Annotated in this window: 9 protein-coding genes; 4 read left to right on the top strand and 5 right to left on the bottom strand. The window is 68.3% G+C overall.

What is annotated here, in order from left to right; translation table 11 throughout:
* Nucleotides 1-154 precede the first annotated feature (154 nt).
* Nucleotides 155-1,855 carry an AarF/ABC1/UbiB kinase family protein gene (locus tag IPJ17_16420; protein QQR73053.1) on the bottom strand — a complete coding sequence of 567 codons (1,701 nt, stop codon included), beginning with the start codon at nt 1,853-1,855 and terminating at the stop codon, nt 155-157.
* A 249-nt stretch (nt 1,856-2,104) separates the two neighbouring features.
* Between IPJ17_16420 and IPJ17_16415 the strand changes: the two genes are divergently transcribed.
* The gene (locus tag IPJ17_16415; GenBank protein ID QQR76204.1) at nt 2,105-3,226 is read left to right on the top strand and encodes a hypothetical protein; all 1,122 of its coding nucleotides are present in this window, start codon (nt 2,105-2,107) and stop codon (nt 3,224-3,226) included.
* Nucleotides 3,223-4,530 (top strand): MFS transporter, encoded by a 1,308-nt coding sequence (locus IPJ17_16410; GenBank protein ID QQR73052.1) that lies wholly within the window; start codon nt 3,223-3,225, stop codon nt 4,528-4,530. The genes IPJ17_16415 and IPJ17_16410 overlap by 4 nt, the downstream gene beginning before the upstream one ends.
* A 186-nt stretch (nt 4,531-4,716) precedes the next feature.
* On the opposite strand, the gene IPJ17_16405 is transcribed toward IPJ17_16410, so the two are convergent.
* Both IPJ17_16405 and IPJ17_16400 read right to left on the bottom strand, forming a co-directional pair.
* Nucleotides 4,717-5,673 carry a carbamate kinase gene (locus tag IPJ17_16405; GenBank protein ID QQR73051.1) on the bottom strand — a complete coding sequence of 319 codons (957 nt, stop codon included), beginning with the start codon at nt 5,671-5,673 and terminating at the stop codon, nt 4,717-4,719.
* A 16-nt stretch (nt 5,674-5,689) separates the two neighbouring features.
* Nucleotides 5,690-8,362, bottom strand: a complete 2,673-nt coding sequence (locus IPJ17_16400) for a tryptophanase (protein ID QQR73050.1) — start codon at nt 8,360-8,362, stop codon at nt 5,690-5,692.
* A gap of 114 nt (nt 8,363-8,476) precedes the next feature.
* On the opposite strand from IPJ17_16400, the gene IPJ17_16395 reads away from it, so the two are divergent.
* Complete coding sequence (locus IPJ17_16395; GenBank protein QQR73049.1) at nt 8,477-9,004, top strand: Lrp/AsnC family transcriptional regulator; 528 nt, start codon at nt 8,477-8,479, stop codon at nt 9,002-9,004.
* Between the two features lie 163 nt (nt 9,005-9,167).
* On the opposite strand, the gene IPJ17_16390 is transcribed toward IPJ17_16395, so the two are convergent.
* Both IPJ17_16390 and IPJ17_16385 read right to left on the bottom strand, forming a co-directional pair.
* A complete protein-coding gene (locus IPJ17_16390; protein QQR73048.1) occupies nt 9,168-10,517 on the bottom strand; it encodes a hypothetical protein in 1,350 nt (449 codons plus the stop codon).
* 1 nt (nt 10,518) lies between these two features.
* Nucleotides 10,519-12,516: an oligopeptide transporter, OPT family gene (locus IPJ17_16385; GenBank protein ID QQR73047.1), complete on the bottom strand. Its 1,998-nt coding sequence runs from the start codon at nt 12,514-12,516 to the stop codon at nt 10,519-10,521.
* A 523-nt stretch (nt 12,517-13,039) separates the two neighbouring features.
* On the opposite strand from IPJ17_16385, the gene IPJ17_16380 reads away from it, so the two are divergent.
* Nucleotides 13,040-21,748, top strand: coding sequence for a DUF11 domain-containing protein (locus IPJ17_16380; protein QQR73046.1), 8,709 nt, complete (start codon nt 13,040-13,042; stop codon nt 21,746-21,748).
* The last annotated feature ends 632 nt before the right edge of the window (nt 21,749-22,380 follow it).

Genomic DNA, 22,380 nt, shown 5'->3' with positions numbered 1-22,380 from the left:
GCGACAAAGCCCTGTCCCAACGCGACGATCGGCCCAGCGGGTCGCACCGATCGGGGCGCGAAGCCGTCTTCCTTCCCTCTGATGCGCGGGAGGGTCTTGGTGCCGCTGCCCGTCGCGAGAGGTTGGACGCGGATTCGACCGGCGCGGAGAAGGCCTACTTGCCGCGGCGGAGGGCGAGCAGGCCCGAAAGGATGAAGAGGGGGCCCCAGAGATAGGTCGGGCTGCCGAAGGCCGCGAGGATGGCGCCGGCGATCAGGCAGAAGCCGGCGTACATCGTGCCGCGCATGCCGGCGAACGGGTTTTCCGGCGGGCGCGAGGTGGCCTGTTCGAGGGCGCGCAGGCCGGCGGTGATGAGCATCGGGACCTTGACCAGGGTGTCGAGGAACTCCGGCGCGCCGCGCAGGCTCTCGCGCGCCAGGCGTAGCGGATTGAGCTGGTAGTAGAGGACGCCGTTGAGGTGCTTCTGCGAGTAGTCGGTCACGTCGAGCCCGGGCAGCATCAACTGGCCGACCGACTCGAAGGTGACGATCGCCTTCACCATCAGGATGAGCTCGACGGGGAAGTACATCTTGTAGCGGGCGCCCTTGGCGACCGACTCGAGGATCAGCTGGCCGACCGACGTCCCCTGGCTCGCCACCTGGCGGCGCCAGCGGCGGGAGACGTCGGCCACGTCGCGCAGGAACCCCTGGGGATCGCTGCCGCGGCCCGCTCGCGCGATGCCGGTCAGGTAGCGGGCGGCGCTCTCGGCGTCGCCGACGACGAGGCTGTAGTAGTAGTAGAGGAGGTTCCGTCGCAGCTCCTCCTCGAACCGGCCGACCATCCCGAGGTCGATGAAGCCGAGCCGCGGGCCGGGCAGGATCAACAGGTTGCCGGGGTGCAGGTCGGCGTGGAAGTAGCCGTCGCGATAGAGCATCCGGATGATCGCCGCCGCGCCGAGGTCGACCAGCTTCTCGCGGTCGGGCTCGGGGAGCGCCAGCGCCTCGGTGCTGTTGGGCTTGACCCCGCGCAGGTACTCCATGCACAAGACGGTCGGGCCGCTGTACTGGCGGAAGATGCGTGGAAAGACGATGTCGGGCTGGTCGGAGAAGTTCGCCGCGAAGATCTCGGCGTTGTCGGCCTCGAGCTCGAGGTCGAGCTCGCGCATCGTGTAGTAGCAGAACTCGTCGATCGCGCGCTTCGGCTGGAAGCGCGGGATCAACATCTCGAGCAGGCGACCGAGCGTGCGCAGCAGCGCGAGGTCGCGTTTGAGGATTTCGCGGATCCCCGGCTTGACGACCTTGAGGATCACGGCGTGCCCGTCGCGGGTGCCGGCGCGGTGGACCTGGCCGATCGACGCCGAGCCCATCGGCTTGGCCTCGACGTAGGCGAAGATCTCGAACGGGTCGCGACCGAGATCGCGCTCGACGAGCTCGAGGAAGCGCTTGTAGGGCACCGCCGGCAGGCGATCGAGCAGGTTGGCGAGCTCGGTGGTGACGCGGTCGGGGAGCAGGTCGCGGCGCATCGCCAGGACCTGGCCGAGTTTGATGTAGGTCGGGCCGAGGATCTCGAGCCGCTTGCGGAGCTGGACCGGGAAGGGCAGGTCGCGCAGCTTGCGGTCGACGAAGGGGCGGGTGAAGAAGTTGATGAAACGCAGCCAGCGGTAGCGCAGGCCGCGTTGCCGCGGCGGCGGCAGCGCTCGCAGGTAGGCGATCAGGCCGCCGCCGAGCAGGCCGAGCGCGTGACGGTAGGTGGTGAGGAGGCGCCGCAGGAGGCTCGGCGCCTTCGACTCGACGAGAACCTCGAACTCCTCCGCCAGCTCGGGCGGAGGCAGGGGGCTCTCGGAGGCTTCGGGCCGCGAGGCCGATTCGTTCAGCATGGGGGGCGGGGCCTCGGCGCAATGCTAGCGGAAAGCCCTTCCGCGGTCATCCGCGACGCCTCGCGCGGCCGCCGGCGGCGCGATTGATGGTAGTTTCGTTCCTCCGTGTTCGATCGCCTCGTCGAGATCCCCGTCGTCGAACGTCTGCTCGAGCTGCCGCTGCTCGGCAGCGTCACCTTCTGGCAATACCTGAGCCTCCCGCTGGTGGCGGCGGTGGTCGGCTATCTGACCAACTGGATCGCCATCAAGATGACCTTTCATCCGCTGACCTTCTGGGGGATCCCGCCCTACCTGGGCTGGCAGGGGATCATCCCGAAGAAGGCGGAGAAGATGGCCTCCACCTTCGTCAACACGACGATGTACCGGCTGGGCTCCCTCCCCGAGCTCTTCCAGGAGATGGAGCCGGAGGTCATCGCCCGGCACATCGAGAGCGTCCTCGCACCGCGCGTCGCCCACTACGCCGACGACGTGATGACCTCGAGCCACGGGAGACTCTGGGAGTCGGCCCCGCAGATGATGCGGCGCCAGGTCTATGCCGCCGTGCGCGAGCGCATGCCGGTCCTGGTGCGCGAGGTGATCGCCGACGTCGGCAACCACGTCGAGGACCTGCTCGACTTCGAGCACATGGTGGTGACGCGGCTGAAGACCGACAAGGCGCTGCTCAACCGGCTCTTCATCGACAGCGGCAAGGCCGAGTTCAAGCTGTTGATCGACTGCGGCTACTACTTCGGCTTCCTCTTCGGCCTGCTGCAGCTCCTCTGGTGGATCCTCTACCCGGCGGCGTGGACCCTCGCCGCGGCCGGCCTCGTTCACGGCTGGCTGACGAACTACCTGGCGCTCAACCTGGTCTTCCGGCCCCTCCACCCGGTCCAGGTCGGGCCGTGGAAGGTCCAGGGGCTCTTCCTCAAGCGCCAGAAGGAGGTGGCGGCGATCTGGTGCCACCTGGTGACGCGCGAGATCCTCACCATCCGCGCGCTGATGCGGTCGATGCTCACCGGACCGCGCTCCGACCGGGCGCAGGAGCTCATCCGCCGGCACCTCAAGCCGCTGGTCGACGAGGCGGTCGAGGCGGTCGGCCCGATGGCCAAGATCGCCGTCGGTGCCGACGGGGTCGAGCGGATCCACGAGAAGCTCGGCAACAAGGCGCTCGCCATCTCCGCTGATCCGTTCGAGGACGAGCGCTTCAACGAAGGGCGCGCCGAGGTGGTCGAACGGATGCTGCGCGAGCGGATGGAGCGGATGCCGCCGGAGGAGTTCCAGGATCTGCTGCGTCCCTGCTTCAAGGAGGACGAGGTGACGCTGCTCGCCCTCGGCTCGGTGGTCGGCTTCGTCGTCGGCGTGCTGCAACACGCCATCTTCTTCGCGCTGTGACCGCGCCTGCGGCGTTTCGCGCGCTCCGCCATCGCAACTACCGCCTCTTCTTCGCGGGACAGTTCTTCTCGCTCGTCGGCACCTGGATGCAGTCGGTGGCCCAGTCCTGGCTGGTCTATCGGCTGACCGGATCGGCGGTACTGCTCGGGCTGGTCGGCTTCGCCGGGCAGATTCCGGTCTTCCTGGTGGCGCCGCTCGGCGGCGCGATCGCCGATCGCCACCGCCGGCACCGCATCCTGCTGACGACCCAGAGCGCCTCGATGGTGCTCGCCTTCGTCCTGGCCGGGCTCACCCTCTCCGGGCGGATCGCCGTCTGGGAGGTCTTCGTCCTCGCCTCGTCGCTCGGCCTGGTCAACGCGTTCGACATCCCGGCGCGCCAGGCCTTCGTGCCCGAGATGGTCGGACGCGAGGATCTTGGCAACGCCATCGCGCTGAACTCGTCGATGTTCAACGGCGCCCGCATCGTCGGACCGGCGATCGCCGGGGTGTTGGTGGCGGCGGTGGGGGAGGGCTGGTGCTTCCTCGGCAACGCCGTGAGCTACCTCGCGGTGCTCGCCGGGCTGCTGGCGATGCGGCTGGCGCCGTCGTCGCTGCGTCCCCCGACGACCTCGGCTCTGGCGAGCGTGCTCGAAGGCTTCGCCTTCGTCGCGCGCACGCCGCCGATCCGTGCGCTCCTGCTGATGCTCGGCATGGTCAGCCTCACCGGCATGCCGTATGCCGTGCTGATGCCGGTCTTCGCCGACCGCGTGTTGCACGGCGGCCCCGGCACGCTCGGCTTGCTCATGTCCTCCTCGGGCGTCGGGGCGCTCGCCGGCGCCTTGACGCTGGCGGCGCGCCGCGGCATGAAGGGGCTGAGCCTCGGCCTGGCAATCGCCGCCGCGGGCTTCGGCGCCAGCCTGGTGCTCTTCTCGTTCTCGCGTGCGGTGCCGCTGTCGATGCTGCTGCTGGTCCCGGTGGGTTTCTCGATGATGACCGCGATGGCCTCGTCGAACACGCTGATCCAATCGATGGTGCCCGACGCGATGCGGGGACGGGTGATGGCGGTCTACTCGATGATGTTCATGGGCATGGCACCGTTCGGCGCGCTCGTCGCCGGCGCTGCCGCCGACCGCATCGGTGCGCCGCTCACGGTCACCGTCTGCGGCGTGCTCTGCATGACCTGGGCAGCGTTCTTCGCCAGCCGCCTGCCGCGCCTGCGGCCCGAGATGAAGGCGATGATCCTGGCCCGGCGCGCCGAAGGGGCGGCCGAGGACGCCCTCGCCGCCAGCCTCGAGGACGTGGGGACAGGCACGGAAGCCCGCTAGGCACGAGTTGGTGGCTGTCCCGCTTTCTCCTCCCGCGTCCTCCCGAACGAGAGCGAGGAAGCTGGGTGGGCGGGCGGCGCGAGGTTCCTGGGTTCTACCGGCCACCCCCCGCCCGGGTCCCTCACTCTCGTTCGGGACGACGCAGGGGGGAAGGTCAGGTCTTGAAGTGTTTGTCCCGGCTTCCCCTCAGGCGCAGATCCAGGTGCCGGTCTTGCCCTCGAGCGCGTCGTGCAGCCGGTCGATGTGGGTGATCAGCACGCGACTGCCGCCCCCTTCGACGAAGCGACAGGCGGCCTCGATCTTCGGCCCCATCGAGCCGGCGGGGAACTGCCCCTCGGCCAGGTAGCGCCGGGCGTCGCGCACCGACACGGTGGCGAGCTCGCGAGCCTCGGGGGTGCCGTAGTCGAGCATCACGCGCTCGACCCCGGTCAGGATGAAGAGCTCCGGGGCGCCGACGGCCAGCGCCAGCACCGCCGAGGCGAGGTCCTTGTCGACGACCCCTTCGACGCCGAGGAGCTCGCCCGAGGCGTCGCGCGCCACCGGGATGCCGCCGCCGCCAGCGCTGATCACCAGCGTGCCGCCTTCGAGCAGCGCCCGGATCTCGCGGCTCTCGACGATGCCGATCGGCTCGGGCGAGGGGACGACGCGGCGGAAGCCGCGACCCGGATCCTCCTTGATGCGCCAGCCGTGCTCGCGCCGCAGCGCCTCGACCTCGTCGGCGCGGTAGAACGGCCCGACGTACTTCGTCGGCTCGCCGAGCGCGGGGTCCTCGGCGCTGACCTCGACCATCGCCAGCAGGCAGCAGACGCCCCAGCGCAGGCCGCGCCGGCGCAGCTTGCTGCGCAGCACGCGCTCGATCATGTAGCCGAGGCCGCCCTGCAGGTCGGCGACCATGACGTCGAGCGGCAGCATCGGCGCCTTCCCGCGCGAACACTCGACGCGGATCATCTGGTTGCCGACCTGGGGTCCGTTGCCGTGGGTCAGCAAGACCTCGTAGCCGCGCTCGAGCAGCTCGACGACCGACTCGAGGCTCGTCTCGAGGTTGGCGTAGTCCTGCTCGACCGTCCCCTCCTCCCCGGGACGGGTGATGGCGTTGCCGCCGAGCGCGACCACCGCGCGGCGGGCGTGGGCGAGGCGAGGCATCCGGACCTCCCGACCGTCACTCCGCCGGAGCGAAGCGCCCCTGGAAGAAACGCAGGGTCGGCGGCTCGTAGACGAACTTCAACCCGCCGATCGAGTCGCGCCGCTGGTAGAGCCGGACGATGCCGTCGGCGACGGCGCGCAGGTGGTCGTCGGAGTAGACACGGCGCGGGATGGTCAGCCGCACCAGCTCGAGCGCCGGGCGGTAGTTCTCGCCGGTCTCGGCGTTGCGGCCCTTGGAGACGTTGCCGCGCTCCATCGCCCGCACCCCGGTCTCGACGTAGAGCTCGGCGGCGAGGCGCTGCGCCGGGTAGAGGTCCTGGTCGACGTGCGGCAGGAAGCGCTTGACGTCGAGGAAGACCGCGTGCGTGCCGGTCGGCTCGACCACCGGGACGCCGGCGGCCTTGAGCCAGGTAGCGAGGCGTGCCGTCTGCTCGACGCGCGAGCGGATGTAGCGGTCGTCGACCATCTCCTCGAGGCCGCGTGCCATCGCCGCGAGGTCGCCGGCGGGCAGTCCGCCGTCGTGCACGCCGCCCTCGTAGATCCGCAGCTTGGCCTCGGCGGCGCGCGCCCAGGCGGCGTTGTCCTTGAAGGCGAGCAGGCCGCCGATGTTGATCAGGTAGTCCTTCTTGCCGGAGACCGTGCAGCCGTCGCCGTAGAGCATCATCTCGCGCAGGATGTCGCGCACCTTCGTCTGGTGGAAGCGCGGGTCGTGCTTCTGGATGAGGTAGGCGTTCTCCACCGCGCGAGTGGCGTCGAACATCACCGGGATGCCGCGCGAGCTGCACCAGGCGTAGACGGCGCGCAGGTTGTCCATCGACACCGGCTGGCCGCCGGCGAGGTTCACCGAGTGTTCGAAGGAGATGTAGGCGATCGCCGCGGCGCCGTGCTCGGCCACCACCTTCTCGAGCTTGGCGAGGTCGATGTCGCCCTTCCACGGATAGGGGCTCTGCGGGTCGTGCGCCTCGTCGACGATCACGTCGACGAACCGGCCGCCGGCGAGCTCCTGGTGCACCTTGGTGGTGGTGAAGTACATGTTGCCGGGGACGATCTGCCCGGGCTGGATCAGCACCTCGGAGAGGATCTGCTCGGCGGCGCGACCCTGGTGGGTCGGCAGCGGGAACTGGTAGCCGTAGATCTCGCGCACCGCCTCGACGAAGCGGTGGTACGCCTCGCTGGTCGCCGGGGTGGGCAGCGCCGCGTCGTAGGCGGCCCACTGCGTGGTGCTCATCGCCGTCGTGCCGGAGTCGGTGAGCAGATCGATGGCGACGTCGGCCGAGCGCAGCAGGAAGGTGTTCCAGCCCGCCTCGCGGATCGCCCGTTCGCGCTGGCCGCGATCGGTGCGGGCGATCGGCTCGAGGGTGTGGACGAGGTAGGGCGCGCAGTCGAAGGCGAAGACCTCGAGGTCGGCGAAGATCGAGCGGAAGCGCAGCTGGTCGTGCCACTCGCCGCCGGCCTCGAGCTCGAGCGGCGGGACGCGATCGCGCTGGCGGAAGAGGTGGACGACGGCGTCGGCGACCTGGTCGAGCTGGTCGTTGGTCATCGCCAGGCGCGGGATCTGCACGGCGAGCAGCTGGTCGCGGCCGACGAGGCCGTTGACGAGCGCGCGCACGCCGGAGGTCTGGTAGAGGGCGCTGGCGAGCGCGTGCTGCTGGTGCTCGGAAAGCTGCGGCAGGAAGGCGTCGGCCCGCACGTAGGCGCCGTCGCAGCCGCGCTCGAGCGGGATGCCGGCCTCGCGCAGGCGAGCGGTGAAGCGCTCGGTCTGCATCATCGCCCACTGCACCTCGGTCTCGTCGGTCATCTCGGCGAGGCCGCGGGCGAGCACCTCCATCGTGCGCCCCGCCATGCCGCCGTAGGTGTGGAGCCCCTCGTAGACGACGACCTCGTTGGCGAAGCCCTCGTGATCGGCCGGGTTGTCGGTGGCCAGCAGGCCGCCGGTGTTGCAGCGGGGATCCTGGGCGCCGTCGATCATCACGATGTGGGCGCTCTTGGCGATCAGCTTGGTGAGCTCGGCGACGGTGCGGTCGGCCATCCCGGGCTCGTGGCGCTGGATGTACCAGGCGTTCTCGATCACCCGCGACAGGTCGAGCACCAGGCGCAGCCCGTGGCGGTCGGCGAGGGCGCGCACCGCCTTCAGGTTGGCGAGGCTGAACGGATGCTGGCCGTCGGCGAAGCACTGCGCGCCGATGAAGGCGGGACGGGAGGCGAGGATCACCTGCTCGAGCCGGGCGAGGTCGAAGTTCCCGGTGAAGACGGGCTCGGCATGATCCCGGGCGTCGTGGATCTCGATACCGCGCGGCGCATGCAGGTCGACGCGCCCGCGTGCGTTGCTGGCGAGCGAGGAGCCGGCGGGGCAGAGCGTCTTGAGCAGGAGCTTCACGGCGCCCAGCGTGTTGTGGGTGGGGCAGACGTAGGTGTGGCCGAGCACGCGGTTGACGACGTGCTCGAGCGTCTCGAAGTTGCGGGCCCCGGCGTAGGCCTCGTCGCCGATCAGCTGGCCGGAGAGCTGTTCCTGCGACATCGCGCCGGTGCCGTAGGAGACCATGTCGAAGGTCACCTGCGTCGGCGTCAGCTCGAAGGTGTTGAAACGCGCCGCGGCGAGATTCCGCTTGCGCTCCTCGAGCGTCGGGAAGGCGATCGGGCGGACGGTCTTGATCTTGTGCGGCTCGTGGATCGGCGTCGGGACGGACATGGCGAGGGCTCCTCGGGTTCTCGAGGAGTCTACGAGGGGTGATTCGACCGATTGAAGAAGATTCGTTAGGCTGAATGGCGAAAGCGACGCTGAAAGCGAAAGAGAATCGCGACCATGGCCTCAGAAACTACGAAGCCCCCCGACGAGATCTCCTGGCGCATCCTCCGCGAGCTGCAGCTCGACGGGCGGGTGAGCTTCACCGAGCTCGGGCGGCGGGTCGGCCTGTCGACCCCGGCGGTTGCCGAGCGGGTGCGCAACCTCGAAGCGGCGGGCGTCATCCGTGGCTATCGTGCCGAGATCGATCTGGCGAAAGTCGGCTTGCCGATGCTGGCGGTCGTGCGGATGAGCGCCGTCGGCGACGTCCTGACCCGGATGACGCAGCTTTCACGCGAGCTCCCCGAGGTGCTCGAATGTCACCGTGCGACCGGTGCCGACTCGTTCATCATGAAGGTCGCCGTCTCCTCGGTCGAGCACCTCGAGCGGCTGATCGACCGGCTGACGCCGTTTGGGACGACGTCGACGTCGATCGTGCTCTCGTCGCCCGTGACCGGGCGGATCGTGGAAGCGCCGATCGCCGAGGGCGGTGCCCGGAAGCCCGCGGCCGCGCGCCCGGTCACACGAGCCCCGCGATCGGCGCGCTGACTCGTCCCCCCGTCTTCCCGAGCGAGAGCGAGGGATCTGGGTGGGCGGGCGGCGCAAGGGTCCCGGGTTCCACCTGCCACCCACCGCCCGGGTCCCTCACTCTCGTTCGGGACGACGGGGGGCGGGCACGGCCGAGGGAGTCAGCGAGAGGCGTTGAGCGAGGTCAACCCGCCAGCGCCTCGTCGATCGTCGTGATGTCGACGAGCCCTCGCGCCCCGAAGACGGCCGGCAGGAAGCGCTCCGGCGGATGCACCCGCCGCAGCGCCGCGACCTTCTCGGTGCCGGCGCGGTAGCAGGGCAGGTACATCCGGCCCATCAGCGGGTGCTTCGCCCAGGGCCCGGAGAGCTTCTGGGCGCGTTCTTCCGACACCAGGAAGTCGCGGCGCAGGGCCGAGGCGACCTCGGGCTGCGGTCGGCCCTCCTGGTAGGTGAGCCAGGCGGCCTGGTTCTTCGCGTCGTCCTGCAGCAGACCGAGGAGGGTGCCGATCCGCAGGTCGTCGTCGGGCAGCGCGTCGATCTCCTCGACGCCGTAGGCCATCAGGATGGCGTTGTTGGCGATGCCCTCGGAGAGCGTCGCGCCCTGCGTGTTCATCGTCTGCACCGTCGCCTCGAAGCCGAGCTCGCCGCGGTGGTAGAGGTGCTGCAGCAGGGCGAAGGTGGTGACGTGTCCGGGGACGACCTCGTGCGACACGAGCTGGACGAACTCCGGCACCGAGATCTCGAGCGACGCGTTGATCTCGTAGGTCGCCTCGTAGAGCGGCGTGCCGTCGGCGGTGCGCGCCCGACCGAGGTAGTTCATCGAGCCGGAGAACCAGGCGTCGGCGATCGGCAGGAATTCGATGTTGGCGCGCGGCACGCCGTGCAGCCGCGCCGGCAGATGCGGTACCAGATGGCGAACGCAGAGCGCGTCGAGCTGGGCGATGAAGGCGTCGGCGAGTTGGCGGATCGACCCCTTCGGCACGCCGCGGGTGGCGCGCCACGCCTCGGCAGCGGCGAGCGGTTCGCCGTGGTAGCCGGCGCGGGAAAGCAGCGCTCGCAGGCTCTCGACCTTCTCGCCGGGCGCGGAGGGCGACGGCGGCACGCCGCACGAGGCCGCGACGGCGCGCTCGAACGGCACCGCTGCGCCGCGCCCGAGCTGTTCGAGGGCGAGGTCCCACATCACGCCGCAGGAGCGGGCGAGGTTGGCAAGGTAGCGACCGCGCAGGCCCGCCGTGGCGGCGGCGCCGCTCTCGATCGCCGAGAGCGCCTCCGGGAGGTCGACGACCGCCAGGTAGGCGTCGATCGCGGCCAGGTCGGGAGCGGCGGCGGTGACACCGCCCGTGGCGCGCACCGCAACGGCGGTCGGGTGCGTGTGCGCGGCGGGAAGCGGCTCGTTGGAGAACCAGGAGTCGGCGATGAAGCGGCCGGTGCCCGAGGGGTTGGTGACGTCGCCGCCCCACAGGGTGTCGAGGCCGAGGATGGCGGTGGCGACCGCCGCCTCGAGTCGATCGAGCCGATCATTTCGCTCGTTCATCTCACGCCTCCTTGCGGGTCTTGAGGGCGCCGAACCAGACGTAGAGGCAGAGCGCGAGGAAGAGCGCCGCCGAGATCGTCTGGGACACCGGGACGTTGTCGAACCAGGGCAGGTGGATCCACGACTCCTTGAAGGAGGGGATGAGCCGCATCGCCGCGCCGAAGACGCCGCCGAGGGCGCCGCCGGCCATCAACCCCGAGGCGATGATGACGCCGCGCTCGCGAATCGATCGTCCGGCCTCGCCGCCGGTGGCCTGGGAGCGCTTGTCGATCCGGTGGGCCAGGAAGCCGCCGACGAGCGCCGGTGTGTTGAGCTCGAGCGGCAGGTACATCCCCAGGGCGAAGACCAGTGCCGGGGCGCCGAGCATCTCCATCACCACGGCGATCATCGCCCCGGCGCCGAAGAGGATGTAAGCGATCGGCTGCTGGCTCATGAACCCCTCGACGAGCGCCTTCATGATCGCCGCCTGGGGCGAGGCGAGCACCGGTCGCAGGTCGCCCGGCGTGGCCTCGCCGAACTGGAAGGTCCGGGCGAGGAGCACGATCGTCCCGGCCGCGGCAACCGCCGAGATCAGGATGCCGAGGAACTTGACGCGCTGCTGCACCGCCGGCGTCGAGCCGAGCCAGTAGCCGGTCTTGAGGTCGGTGATCATCTGCCCGGAGACCGAGAGCGCCGTGCAGACCATGCCGGCGATCGCCATGACGAAGAACATGCCGGTCGTCCCCGAGAGGCCGAACTTCAACAGCACGACCGAGGAGACGATGATCGTCAGCATCGTCATGCCGGAGACCGGGTTGCGCGCCGTGGTGGCGATCGCGTTGGCGGCCACCGAGGTGAAGAAGAAGGAGAAGAGGAGGGTCAGCAGCAGGCCGACGGCGACCACCGTGAGACCGGCGCCGAGGCTGGTGAAGAAGACGCCGGCGGCGAGCGCCGAAGCCACCACGCCGCCGAGGATCACCAGGATCGGCAGGTCGCGGTCGGTGCGCTCGACGCCGCTGGCTTCGCCGTGCTTGAACGCCTTGGCCGCGATGCCGAACGACCCGACGACGATGCGCAGCGACTTGAGGATGCCGAAGATGCCGGCGGTGGCGATCGCCCCGACGCCGACGAAGCGCACGTAGCCGCGGAAGATCTGGTTGGCGTCCATGTCGGCGATCGGGATCACCGCCGGGTAGACCGCTTCGGGCAGGTGGCGACCGATCATCCAGATGAGCGGCACGAGCACGAAGTTCGAGAGCGCGCCGCCGGCGCAGAGGATCATCGACGAGCGCAGCCCCATCACGTAGCCGAGGCCGAGGATGAACGAGATGGCGTCGAAGTTGACGACCACCTTCGCCTTCTCGGAGAGCGACCGCATGAACGGCAGGAACTGGAAGTCGACGAACTCGTGCCAGACCTGGAAGGTGGTGACCAGGAAGTCGTAGATGCCGGAGATCGCCGTCGCCTGGAGGAGGAGCTTGGCCTGCGATCCCCCCTTCTCGCCGGTCACCAGCACTTCGGTGATCGCGGTGCCCTCGGGGAAGGGGAACTGGCCGTGGGTCTCGCGGACGAAGTAGCGCCGCAGGGGGATGAGGAAGAGCACGCCGAGGGCGCCGCCGGCCAGGCAGATGAAGGCGGTCTGTACCGGATGCGGATCGAGCTTCAGGATGTAGAGCGCCGGCAGCGTGAAGACGGCGCCGGCGACCATCGAACCGGAGACGCCGCCGATGCCGGTGATGATCACGTTCTCGAGCAGCGTCGAGCGCCGCGAGTACATGCGTGCGAGGCCGATCGCCAGGATCGAGATCGGGATCGCCGCCTCCATCACCTGGCCGACCTTGAGCCCCGAGTAGGCGGAGGCGATGGTGAAGAGGGCGCAGAGGAAGAGACCCCAGCCCACCGAGCGGGCCGTGGCCTCCTCCGTCACGACACCCGCCGGGACGATCGGCTGGTACACCTCGCCGGCAACGAGGGGGCGGTAGGCGTTCTCGGGCAGCGACTTGCTCTCGGGCGCTTCCATTCGACCTCCAGGAGAAAGGCGTCTCGCGGCGGCGGGCCAGGCGACGGCGCGAGTCTAGCTCGCGAGGCGCCTCGCAGCGCCCTCGGCTGGCGAATCGCGCGCCGAGGGAACGCCGAGCGAGAGCGTGCTCGGTTGATCTGGACAACTCGCCAGGAGGCGTCCTCTCTCCTCCTTGGTCGCAAGCGCAGCAGGGGAAGTCGCGTGCGAAACGGTGCGAAAAGACGAGCAGAAGAGTCTGGACACTGATGGCGACCGGGGGTAGGCTCCCACCCGATCTGGAAGTCAGGGTTTCTCCTACGGCCGCCCACCACGTGGCCGGGGAACCGTGAACACTGGCAGTCCGGACTTGGCTCGCGAGGTGCCGCTCCGCGATGTTCGAGTGCCGCCGACGACCGGAGGTTTGTTCCCTTCTCGGGTACCTCGCTGATCGCTCGTCTTGCGGAGCTCGCTCCGAGCCCCGTCTCTCCCCCCGCTGCGTCCCTTCCGACGTCCGTCGCCGTTCGGCTATCAAGGAGAGTGCCCGATGAATCGTCCATCCCCGCGCCGCTCCGTCTCGTACCTGACTCTCGCGATTCCCATTGCCCTGGCCCTGGCGCTGCTCGGAGGTGCCTCGGTTCAGGGACAGATTCTCCCGAATGAGGAGCCCATCGCTTCGGCGCAGCCAGAGCAGTCGCTGATGGAGAACCCGAACCCTCTCGGGCGCATCGAGAAGCCGGAACCCTCGCGATGGCGGTTGCCCGAGGTTGCCATCGCTTGTGCAGGTGGCGGCGGACCGTGGAGCTCCGCGTCCACGTGGTCGCCGAGCAGCGTCCCCACGAGCGCCGATAGCGTCACCGTGACGAGCGGCTGTTCGGTGACGATCGATTCCGCAGCGAGCGCGCTCAGCGTGACGGTCCAGTCGGGCGGCTTGCTCGAGTTCGATTCCACGACAGCGCGAACTCTCACCGTCGCCCAAACGGTCACGATAGATGTGGGCGGGACCTTTCAGACAGCGTCCACCGGAGCGATCACTTCTCATCAGCTGAGCATCGGCGGCGATCTCGTCAACAACGGTACGCTCGACTTCAGCACCAATGGGAACACCGCGGGAGCTGGAATTGCCTTCACCGGCGCCGGAAACAGCACCTTCGGCGGCGCGGGCGCCACGACGGACATTCGGGCGCTGACCATCAACAAAGGTACCTCCTTCGCCAACATCCTCGAGCTCAACCCCTCGACCTTCTCGGTCCAAGGGACGACTTCGGACGGAGCTCCGATGGCGTTCCTGACGCTGACCAATGGAACCTTCAAGGTCTCCGGCACCTTCACGCTTGCCGGACGCGTCTTCACCGCTACGGCCTACACCATTCCGACGACCGGTGGCATCTGGCTCAACAACCCGAACTTCACGGTGTCGGGCCAAACCGCCTCGCCGACCAACAACGGCTTGCTGCGGTTGAGCAATGGCACCTACAACGTCGGTACCGCGAGCGGCAACTCGATGGGCGCCGGCACCGGCGCGTTCTTCATCATCGAGGGCGGAACGCTGAACGTGGCCGGTCGGTTGAACAGCGGCAACACCTTCATCACCTACACCCAGTCGGGTGGAACGGTCAACGTGAGCACGGTCGGCAACGCGGCGACCACGCCATCGTTCGGATTCACGGGCGGAACCGGCGTGGTGACCAACTTCTCCGGGGGCGCGATCAACCTGGTCCAGGCGAGCACCAACGGGACGCCGGTCGACTACAACCAGAGCGGCACGATGAACTTCACCGGTGGCACGCTCAATGTAGGGACCGGTGCCACGACGACCAACTTCGTCTTCCGCATTCAGGGCCAGATGCCCAACGTGGTGATCAACAACACCACGAACAACAAGACCGCGAGTTTGAGCAATCAGGCCAATGTCTGGGGCAACCTTACGGTAAACCCGGGCACGACTCTGAATCTCGCGAACACGGCCCCGGTGAGTGCGAACACTCTCTTGATGATCGGCCCGTCGCTCATCAACAACGGCGCGATCGTGGTCAACACGAATAACACCGGAACCGTCAACTTCGCCGCCGGCCTGCAACAGGTCGGGGTGCCGTATGCCCAGACCTATCTGGGCAGCGGGACATTCGGCACAGCGGCCGTGCGCGTCGGGGCGTTTTCCGTCCAGAGCCCGTTGGGTGTCACGCTCGACCCGGGAGTGTCGAACCTCAACATCTACCGGATCAACGCCTTCTACGGGGTGGTCACGAATTCCGCCAAGCTTGCGAACGGGGCAGGCGACACCGTGGCCCTGGTGATCCAGCGAGGTGCGACCGGCATCGCCTTTGCGGCGGGCGGCCTCGACGTGGCACCGACCTTCAACATTGGCTCGGGCGGCCTGACGCTGGTGTATGCCCAGTCCGCGGCGATGATGACCACGGGACCGGAGGTTCCGGTCTCGCGCAGCATCCTGAGCTTCCAGCTGTCCAATCCGACGGGTGTGACGGTCTCCGGCGGTGCCTTGACCTGCACGGGGGCTACGAACTGTCTTCTGCTCCAGGGTGGAACCCTAAACACCGACGCGACCAATCTGTTCACGGTGGGCAACACCACTGCGGCCGCGCTCTCTGGTGGGTCGGCGCTGACCTACGTCAACGGCCCGCTGGCGCGTACGCTCCCCGCCAGCCTCGCCGCCGCCGCGACCTACACCTTCCCGGTGGGCAAGAGCAGCTTCAAGATGCTCGAGCTGGTGAACCCGACGACGAACGCCGGTGGCACGGCGGTCGTGCAGGTCGAGGTCTTCGACGCCAACCCAGGCGGCACTGCGGGCACGGGTTTCACCAGCATAAATACCAACCGGTACTGGTCCGCGACCCTGACCGCGGGCGCGGCGAACTTCACCAACGCTACGGTGCGCCTGACGGAGCAGGGCACGCCGGCCGTCAACGCCATCGGCCAATCCGCCACCCTGGCCGGGGCCTACAACAGCATCGGCGGTGCGGTCACGGCCCCGACTATTGGCCCCAGCACCACCACCGTCACCGCGCTCGACTTCTTCGTCGTCGGCACCTTGACCGGATCCTCGACGCTGTGCGGGAACTTCACGGTCGGTAGCGGCGGTGCCTATCCGACCCTGACGGCGGCCGTGGCGGCGCTCAATAGCAGCCTCATGACGTGCGCGGTCACCTTCACGCTGACGGACAACACCTACGCCGCGGAGACCTACCCGATCCAGATCAACCCCAACGGCGGGGCCAGCGCGGCCAACACCCTGACCATCAAGCCGGGCGTGGGAGCGACTCCCACCTTCGTCGGCTCGGCGACCACCGCCCTGATCATCCTCAACGGCGCCGACTACGTGACGATCGACGGCTCGAACAGCGTGGGCGGCAGCAGCCGGAACATGAGCCTGCAGAACACGAACACCGGCACGTCGAGCGCCGTCATTTGGGGGCAGACGGTCGGGACCAACGATCCGGCGACCAACAACACGATCAAGAACCTGAACATCGCCGGCAATGCCCCGACGACGACGTTGGTGGGAATCGGCTTCGGCAGCAGCACCATCGGCAGCGCCAGCCTCGGCTCGCGCAATGACAACAATCGCGTCCAGAACAACGCGATTACGTCGCTGCAGTTCGGTGTGTATTCCCAGGGCGCGAGCAGCGCGACCAAGAACGTCGGCACGGTGATCACGGGCAACACGCTCGGCGGTGCGGGAGCGCTCGCACTGGGTCGGGCAGGAATCTACGTCGGCTTCGACGACGGCGTGCAGGTGACGAACAACACGGTCAACGGCGTCACGTCCAGCCTGTCGTCTTCCGACGTCTTCGGTATCGCGCTGGGTACCATCGCGATTTCCAACTCGGCATTCAGCACCAACGACGACGTCGCGAACGCTGTCGTGACGGGCAACATCGTCGGCTCGGTCACTCAGACCGCCACCTACTCGGCGGCCGGAATCTCGCTGGGCACGAACAACTACGGCACCAGCCTGATCGCGAACAATTCGGTCTACGGCGTGGTGAGCAACGGGACCACCGGCGACTTCTGCGTGGGCATCTACGTGGGGAATGCGGGGACCGCCTATGCCACGACACAGGTCTACTACAACTCCGTCTCGATGGTCGGCAACCGCGATACGGGTGGGGCGACCAACCAGCCGGCATTCGCACTGGCCGTCCTGGGTGCGAATCCCAAGGTCGACATCCGCAACAACGCGCTCTACAACATCTCGACGGCCGGCACCGGCGGCGCGGGCGGCAACGCGGGCAGCTACGCGATCGGCCTAAGCTCGACGGCCCCGTTCAACAACATCACGAGCAACTACAACGACCTCTTCACCAGCGGCGGATCGTCGCACTTCGCGATGGCCGGAAGCCTAAGCAGCATTGTTGTCGACGTAGCGACCCTCGCAGCCTGGCAGTCGACCGTGGGCAAGGACGCCAATTCGATCTCGGTCGATCCGCTGTTCAACTCGTCGACCGTCCTGCAGCCGCAGCTCGGCTCGCCGCTGCTCAACGCCGGAACCCCGGTTGCGGTGACGATCGACATCACTGGGGCGACCCGCAGCGTCACGGCGCCCACCCTCGGCGCGTACGAGGCAGCCGCGGACACGGCGCCGCCGGTGATCACCTACGCCACCCTCGGCAACACGACCAGTACGGCGAACCGGCTGCTGTCGATCCTGGTGACCGACAGCTCCGGCGTGCCCACCGCCGGTGCCGGGCTGCCGGTTCTCTACTTCCGCAAGGGCTTGTCTGGCGCCTACTCGGCCAGCCAGTGTGCCTTCGTGAGCGGAAGCTCCTACGACTGCACCTTCAACTACGCCCTGATCGGTGGTGTGGTGACGGGCGACACGGTTCAGTATTACGTGGCGGCGCAGGACACCCCGGCCAACGTAACGACGAACCCGCTGACCGGGGCTGCCGGATTCACGGCGAGCCCGCCGGCCGCGGCGACTCCGCCTACGACGCCGAACAGCTACCTGATCGCCGTGGCGCTCACCGGCAACAAGACGGTCTGTGCCTCGGGATGCGATTTCACCACGCTCACGGGTGCGACCGGCATCTTCAACGCGATCAACACGAACGTGGCCACCGGCAACATCACCATCGAGATCGGCGGTGACCTGATCGTCGGCGAGGACGGCTCGGTGGCGCTCAATGCGCTCGCCGAGGAGCCGGTCGGCAGCAACTTCACGGTCAAGATCTACCCGGTCGGAGCGCCGCGGGCGATCACCAGCACGACGGCACCGACCGGCGGGTTCATCCGTCTCAACGGCGCCGACCGGGTGACCCTCGACGGTTCGATCGGCGGCACCGGGACGGACCGCAGCCTGACCATCACCGAGTCCAACACCGGCTCGACCTCTGCGGTGATCTGGCTCCAGAGCAACGGCTCGGATGGTGCCACGAACAACACGATCAAGAACCTGAACGTGGTGGGAAATAGCAACACCACGACGGCGATCGGTATCGGTTCGGGTGGCTCGACCGTGGGCACTTCCAGCCTCGGCACCGGCAACAACAGCAACACGATCCAGAACAACAGCATCAGCAAGGTGCAGTACGGCATCTACTCGCAGGGCGCCAGCGCCGCGGCCAAGAACACCGGGACGGTGATCACCCAGAACGTGATGACCACGGTCTCACCCGACAACGTGAGCAAGGGCGGAATCTGGCTCGGGTTCGAAGACGGTGTGCAGGTGACGCGGAACGCGATCGATGGGATCACGCAGAGCAGCTCACCGGACGTCTTCGGAATTGCGCTGGGCTTGTCTTCGATCTCGACCACGAGTTTCACCGGCAACGAGGTCACGAATGCGACGGTGACGAAGAACGTGATCGGGAAGGTGACCAACACCGGCACGTTCTCCGCGGTGGGAATCAGCTTGGTGTCCGCCACTTCCGGCACGAGCTTGATCGCCAACAACTTCATCTACGGTGTTGGTGCGAACGGAACGTCAGGCGACTTCGGTGCGGGCATCTTCCTCGGAGGAGGTGCCGGATCCACCACTCGCGTCTACGCCAACTCGGTGTCGATGACCGGGACGCTCACGGGGGGCTCCTATCCGAACTATGGCCTGGCGATCGGAGGAACCGACCCGGTCGTCGACGTCCGGGACAACGTGTTCTACAACACCATGGCCAACGGCACGGGTGTCAGCTTCGCGATCGGCACTGCCTCGTCCACTTACGCGAACCTGACCTCCAACTACAACGACCTGTTCGTGACCGCCGGCGGTGGCACGTTCAAGGTGGGTAAGGTCGGCAGCCTCTCACAGGGAAGCGGCACGGAGCTGACGGCTCTCGGAGATTGGCAGACCACGACCGGGAAGGACGCGAACTCCCTGACCGTGGATCCGCTCTTCACCTCGCCCACCGATCTTCATCTCCAGCTGACGAGCCCGATGCTTCAGGCCGGTACGGCCCTCGCGTCGGTCACCGACGACATCGACGGCGACCCGCGTCCGGCGTCCGCGCCCGACATCGGTGCCGACGAAATCGTCCAGAACGCCGACCTGTCGATCACCAAGACCGACGGCGTGACCTCGGTGGTGCAGGGCGGCACGGCCACCTACACGATCACCGCTTCGAACGCCGGACCGAGCGCGGCTTCGGGCTCGTTGGTGACCGATACCTTCCCGGCGGCTTGTACCAGCGTGAACTGGACCTGCACGCCGTCCGGCGGGGCGACCTGCACGGCGTCCGGCAGCGGCAACATCAGTGACACGGTGAACATCCCCGTCGGCGACAGCGTCGTCTACACCGCGGCGTGCGCGGTGAGCCCGTCGGCAACCGGGTCGCTCGCCAACACCGCCACCGTGGCAGCTCCGGCCGGGATCACCGATCCCACGCCGGGCAACAACTCGGCGACCGACACGGACTCGATCGTCGTCCTCGCCGATCTCTCGATCACCAAGACGGACGGCGTCACCTCGGCGACGCCGGGTGGCTCGGTGACCTACACGATCACCGTGGGCAACGCCGGCCCGATCGCGGAACCGGCGGCGGCCGTGGCTGACACCTTCCCGGTGGCCTGTACGAGCGTGAGCTACACCAGCGCGGCGGCGGGTGGTGCGACGGGAAACACGGCGGCGGGCGCCGGCAACATCGCCGACACGCTGAACCTGCCGGTGGGGGCGAGCGTCACCTACACGGCAACCTGCAACATCAGCGGCAGTGCGAGCGGCTCGCTGTCGAACACGGCGACGGTCACCGGGAGCCTCTCGGATCCGAACCTCTCCGACAACTCGGCGACCGACATCGACGGACTCGGTGCGGTGGCCGACGTCAGCATCACCAAGACCGACGGCTCGGCGACGGAAGTGCCGGGAACGCCGGTGACGTACACCATCACGGCGACGAACGCCGGCCCGAGCCCGGCGCCGAGCGTGACGATCGCTGACACCTTCGCCGGGACGCTCTCGGGCTGTTCGACGACCTGCATCGGGTCCGGCGGAGCGACCTGCACCGCCGGTCCGGTGAGCGGCAACCTCAACGACTCGGCGAACCTGCCGTCGGGCGGCTCGGTGACCTACACCGCCACCTGCAACATCGCCAGCAGTGCCTCCGGCACCCTCGTCAACACGGCGACGGCGACGGTGGGCGGCTCGGTCACCGATCCGAACCCGGGCAACAACACGGCGACCGACACCGACACCCTGAACGGCTCGGCCGACGTGTCGATCACCAAGACGGACGGCTCGGCGACGGAGGTCCCCGGCACGCCGGTGACCTACACGATCGTCGCGTCGAACGCCGGTCCGAGCGCAGCCTCGAGCGTGACGGTGGCGGACACCTTCGCCGGAACGCTCTCGGGCTGCTCGACGACCTGCATCGGGTCCGGCGGAGCAACCTGCGCCGCCGGTCCGGTGAGCGGCAACCTCAACGACACCGCCAACCTCCCGGTCGGCGGTTCGGCGACCTACACCGCGACCTGCAACATCGCGTCGAACGCCACCGGCACGTTGGCCAACACGGCGACGGCGACGGTGGGCGGTGGCGCCACCGACCCGACGCCGGGCAACAACTCGGCGACGGACACCGACACCCTGAACGCTTCGGCGGACGTCTCGATCACCAAGACGGACGGCTCGGCGAGCGAGGTGCCGGGCACGCCGGTGACGTACACGATCACGGTGAGCAACGCCGGTCCGAGCGCGGCCTCGAGCGTCACGGTGGCGGATACCTTCGCCGCGACGCTGTCGGGTTGCTCGACGACCTGCGTGGCGTCGGGTGGTGCGAGCTGTGCAGCCGGCCCGGTGAGCGGCAACCTCAACGACGCCGCCAGCGTTCCGGTCGGCGGCTCGGCGGTCTACACCGCCACCTGTAACATCGCGGCGAATGCCACCGGCACGTTGGCCAACACGGCGACGGCGACGGTGGGTGGCGGCGCGACCGACCCGACGCCGGGGAACAACTCGGCGACCGACACCGACACCCTCGGCGCTTCGGCGAACCTGGGGATCACCAAGACGGACGGGGTGACCACGGCGACGGCGGGCGGCTCGGTGACCTACACGATCGTCGCGAGCAACGCCGGGCCCAGCAACGCGCCGAGCTCGGTGGTTACCGACACGTTCCCGTCGAGTCTCACCTGCTCGACGACCTGCAGTGGCTCCGGCGGCGGCACCTGCACCGCCGGACCGTTCAGCACCAACATCAACGACACGGTCAACCTGCCGTCGGGCGCGAGCGTGACCTACACCTCGGTCTGCACGGTCGCCGTCAACGCCACGGGCTCGATCCGCAACACGGCGACGGTGGCGACGGGCAGCGGAGTGACGGATCCGACGCCGAGCAACAACAGCGCGACGGACGAGGACGTGATTCCGGGGACGGCGCTCTTCTCGGACGGCTTCGAGACGGGCAACACCTCGCGGTGGGGCGGGGCGCAGACGCTCTTCCACGCCTACCAGGTGCTGAGTGTCAGCGGCAGCACGATCGAGGCCGGGTATGACCTCGCCGGACTGCCGGGCTTCGCGTTCGAATCGAGCGCGATCGCCGAGGTGGCCGGTGAGGGCGGTCAGGCGATGTTCCGCCTGGTCGCTCGTCGCACGGACGCCAACGCGGCGGTCGAGCTGAGTCTCGAAGTGGTGGGCGGTGGCTCGTCGGCGTGGGTGGCCGCGAGCGGCAGCCAGCTCCGCTTCGACTGGACCGCCGGCAGCGCAGGGCACGTCGCCCTCGCCATCGACGGACGCCTCGCCCTGTGGGTCGACGGCTTCGCGACCAGCGCGACGCCGGCGACCCTCGAGCTGCGGCGCAGCGAGTAACCTGCCTCAACCGGCCGCCGGTGCAACGCCGGCGGCCGGAATCGCTCGAGTCTCGACGACGGCCCGGTCTGCGGATCGGGCCGTTTCGCTGAGCACGCGGGCGAGCTGGTCACGAGTCAGGTTCTCAGGTTCGCGCCATTACCTCGCAAGCGGGATAGGTCTCTGCCGGCTCGTGGCGACAGTTCTGCCGACTGGCCGTTGGTCCGTCGCGGAGGCTCTCGCTTGGGTCAGGGCGGCGGCGGGCCGGGCCCACTTGCGAGCGAGGGAGTGGCGATGCTGGCACACCCCGAATGGACCTTCACACTACAGAAGTCGGAATTCCACAACACGGCGACGATCGGTGCCGTATAAGTATTTAGTGAATCCGAGTGGCATGCGAAGACATGAACGCGAGGAGCTGCGATCCGATTCCTGAACCGCTAGTAGTACCTACGGGGAGAAGGTGAGCGGTGGAGGAGGAGCCAGGAATGAAGCCTTGGCTGCACAGGACGCGTGTAGTTGCTAGGCGCAGGATTCCGACCCGGGAAGGGAGATGCCATGGAAGCGGTGCGACCCCGTATTGCCAAGCTGAAGTTGGGATTCCGAAGCACTCGAAGACTGTTCGTCGTCTTGGTCCTCGCGGGTTTCGAGGT

This window comes from Holophagales bacterium, from assembly GCA_016699405.1.
Taxonomy (GTDB): domain Bacteria; phylum Acidobacteriota; class Thermoanaerobaculia; order Multivoradales; family JAGPDF01; genus JAAYLR01.
Note: the sequence above shows the minus strand (reverse complement) of the source record. Positions and strands in the feature narration are given on the sequence as shown.

Bases quoted from the DNA above. Each gene is read 5' to 3' on its own strand.
- IPJ17_16380 (QQR73046.1), top strand. From the start codon at position 13,040: ATGAATCGTCCATCCCCGCGCCGCTCCGTCTCGTACCTGACTCTCGCG.
- IPJ17_16420 (QQR73053.1), bottom strand. From the start codon at position 1,855: ATGCTGAACGAATCGGCCTCGCGGCCCGAAGCCTCCGAGAGCCCCCTG.
- IPJ17_16395 (QQR73049.1), top strand. From the start codon at position 8,477: ATGGCCTCAGAAACTACGAAGCCCCCCGACGAGATCTCCTGGCGCATC.
- IPJ17_16415 (QQR76204.1), top strand. From the start codon at position 2,105: ATGACCTTTCATCCGCTGACCTTCTGGGGGATCCCGCCCTACCTGGGC.
- IPJ17_16400 (QQR73050.1), bottom strand. From the start codon at position 8,362: ATGTCCGTCCCGACGCCGATCCACGAGCCGCACAAGATCAAGACCGTC.
- IPJ17_16405 (QQR73051.1), bottom strand. From the start codon at position 5,673: ATGCCTCGCCTCGCCCACGCCCGCCGCGCGGTGGTCGCGCTCGGCGGC.
- IPJ17_16385 (QQR73047.1), bottom strand. From the start codon at position 12,516: ATGGAAGCGCCCGAGAGCAAGTCGCTGCCCGAGAACGCCTACCGCCCC.
- IPJ17_16390 (QQR73048.1), bottom strand. From the start codon at position 10,517: ATGAACGAGCGAAATGATCGGCTCGATCGACTCGAGGCGGCGGTCGCC.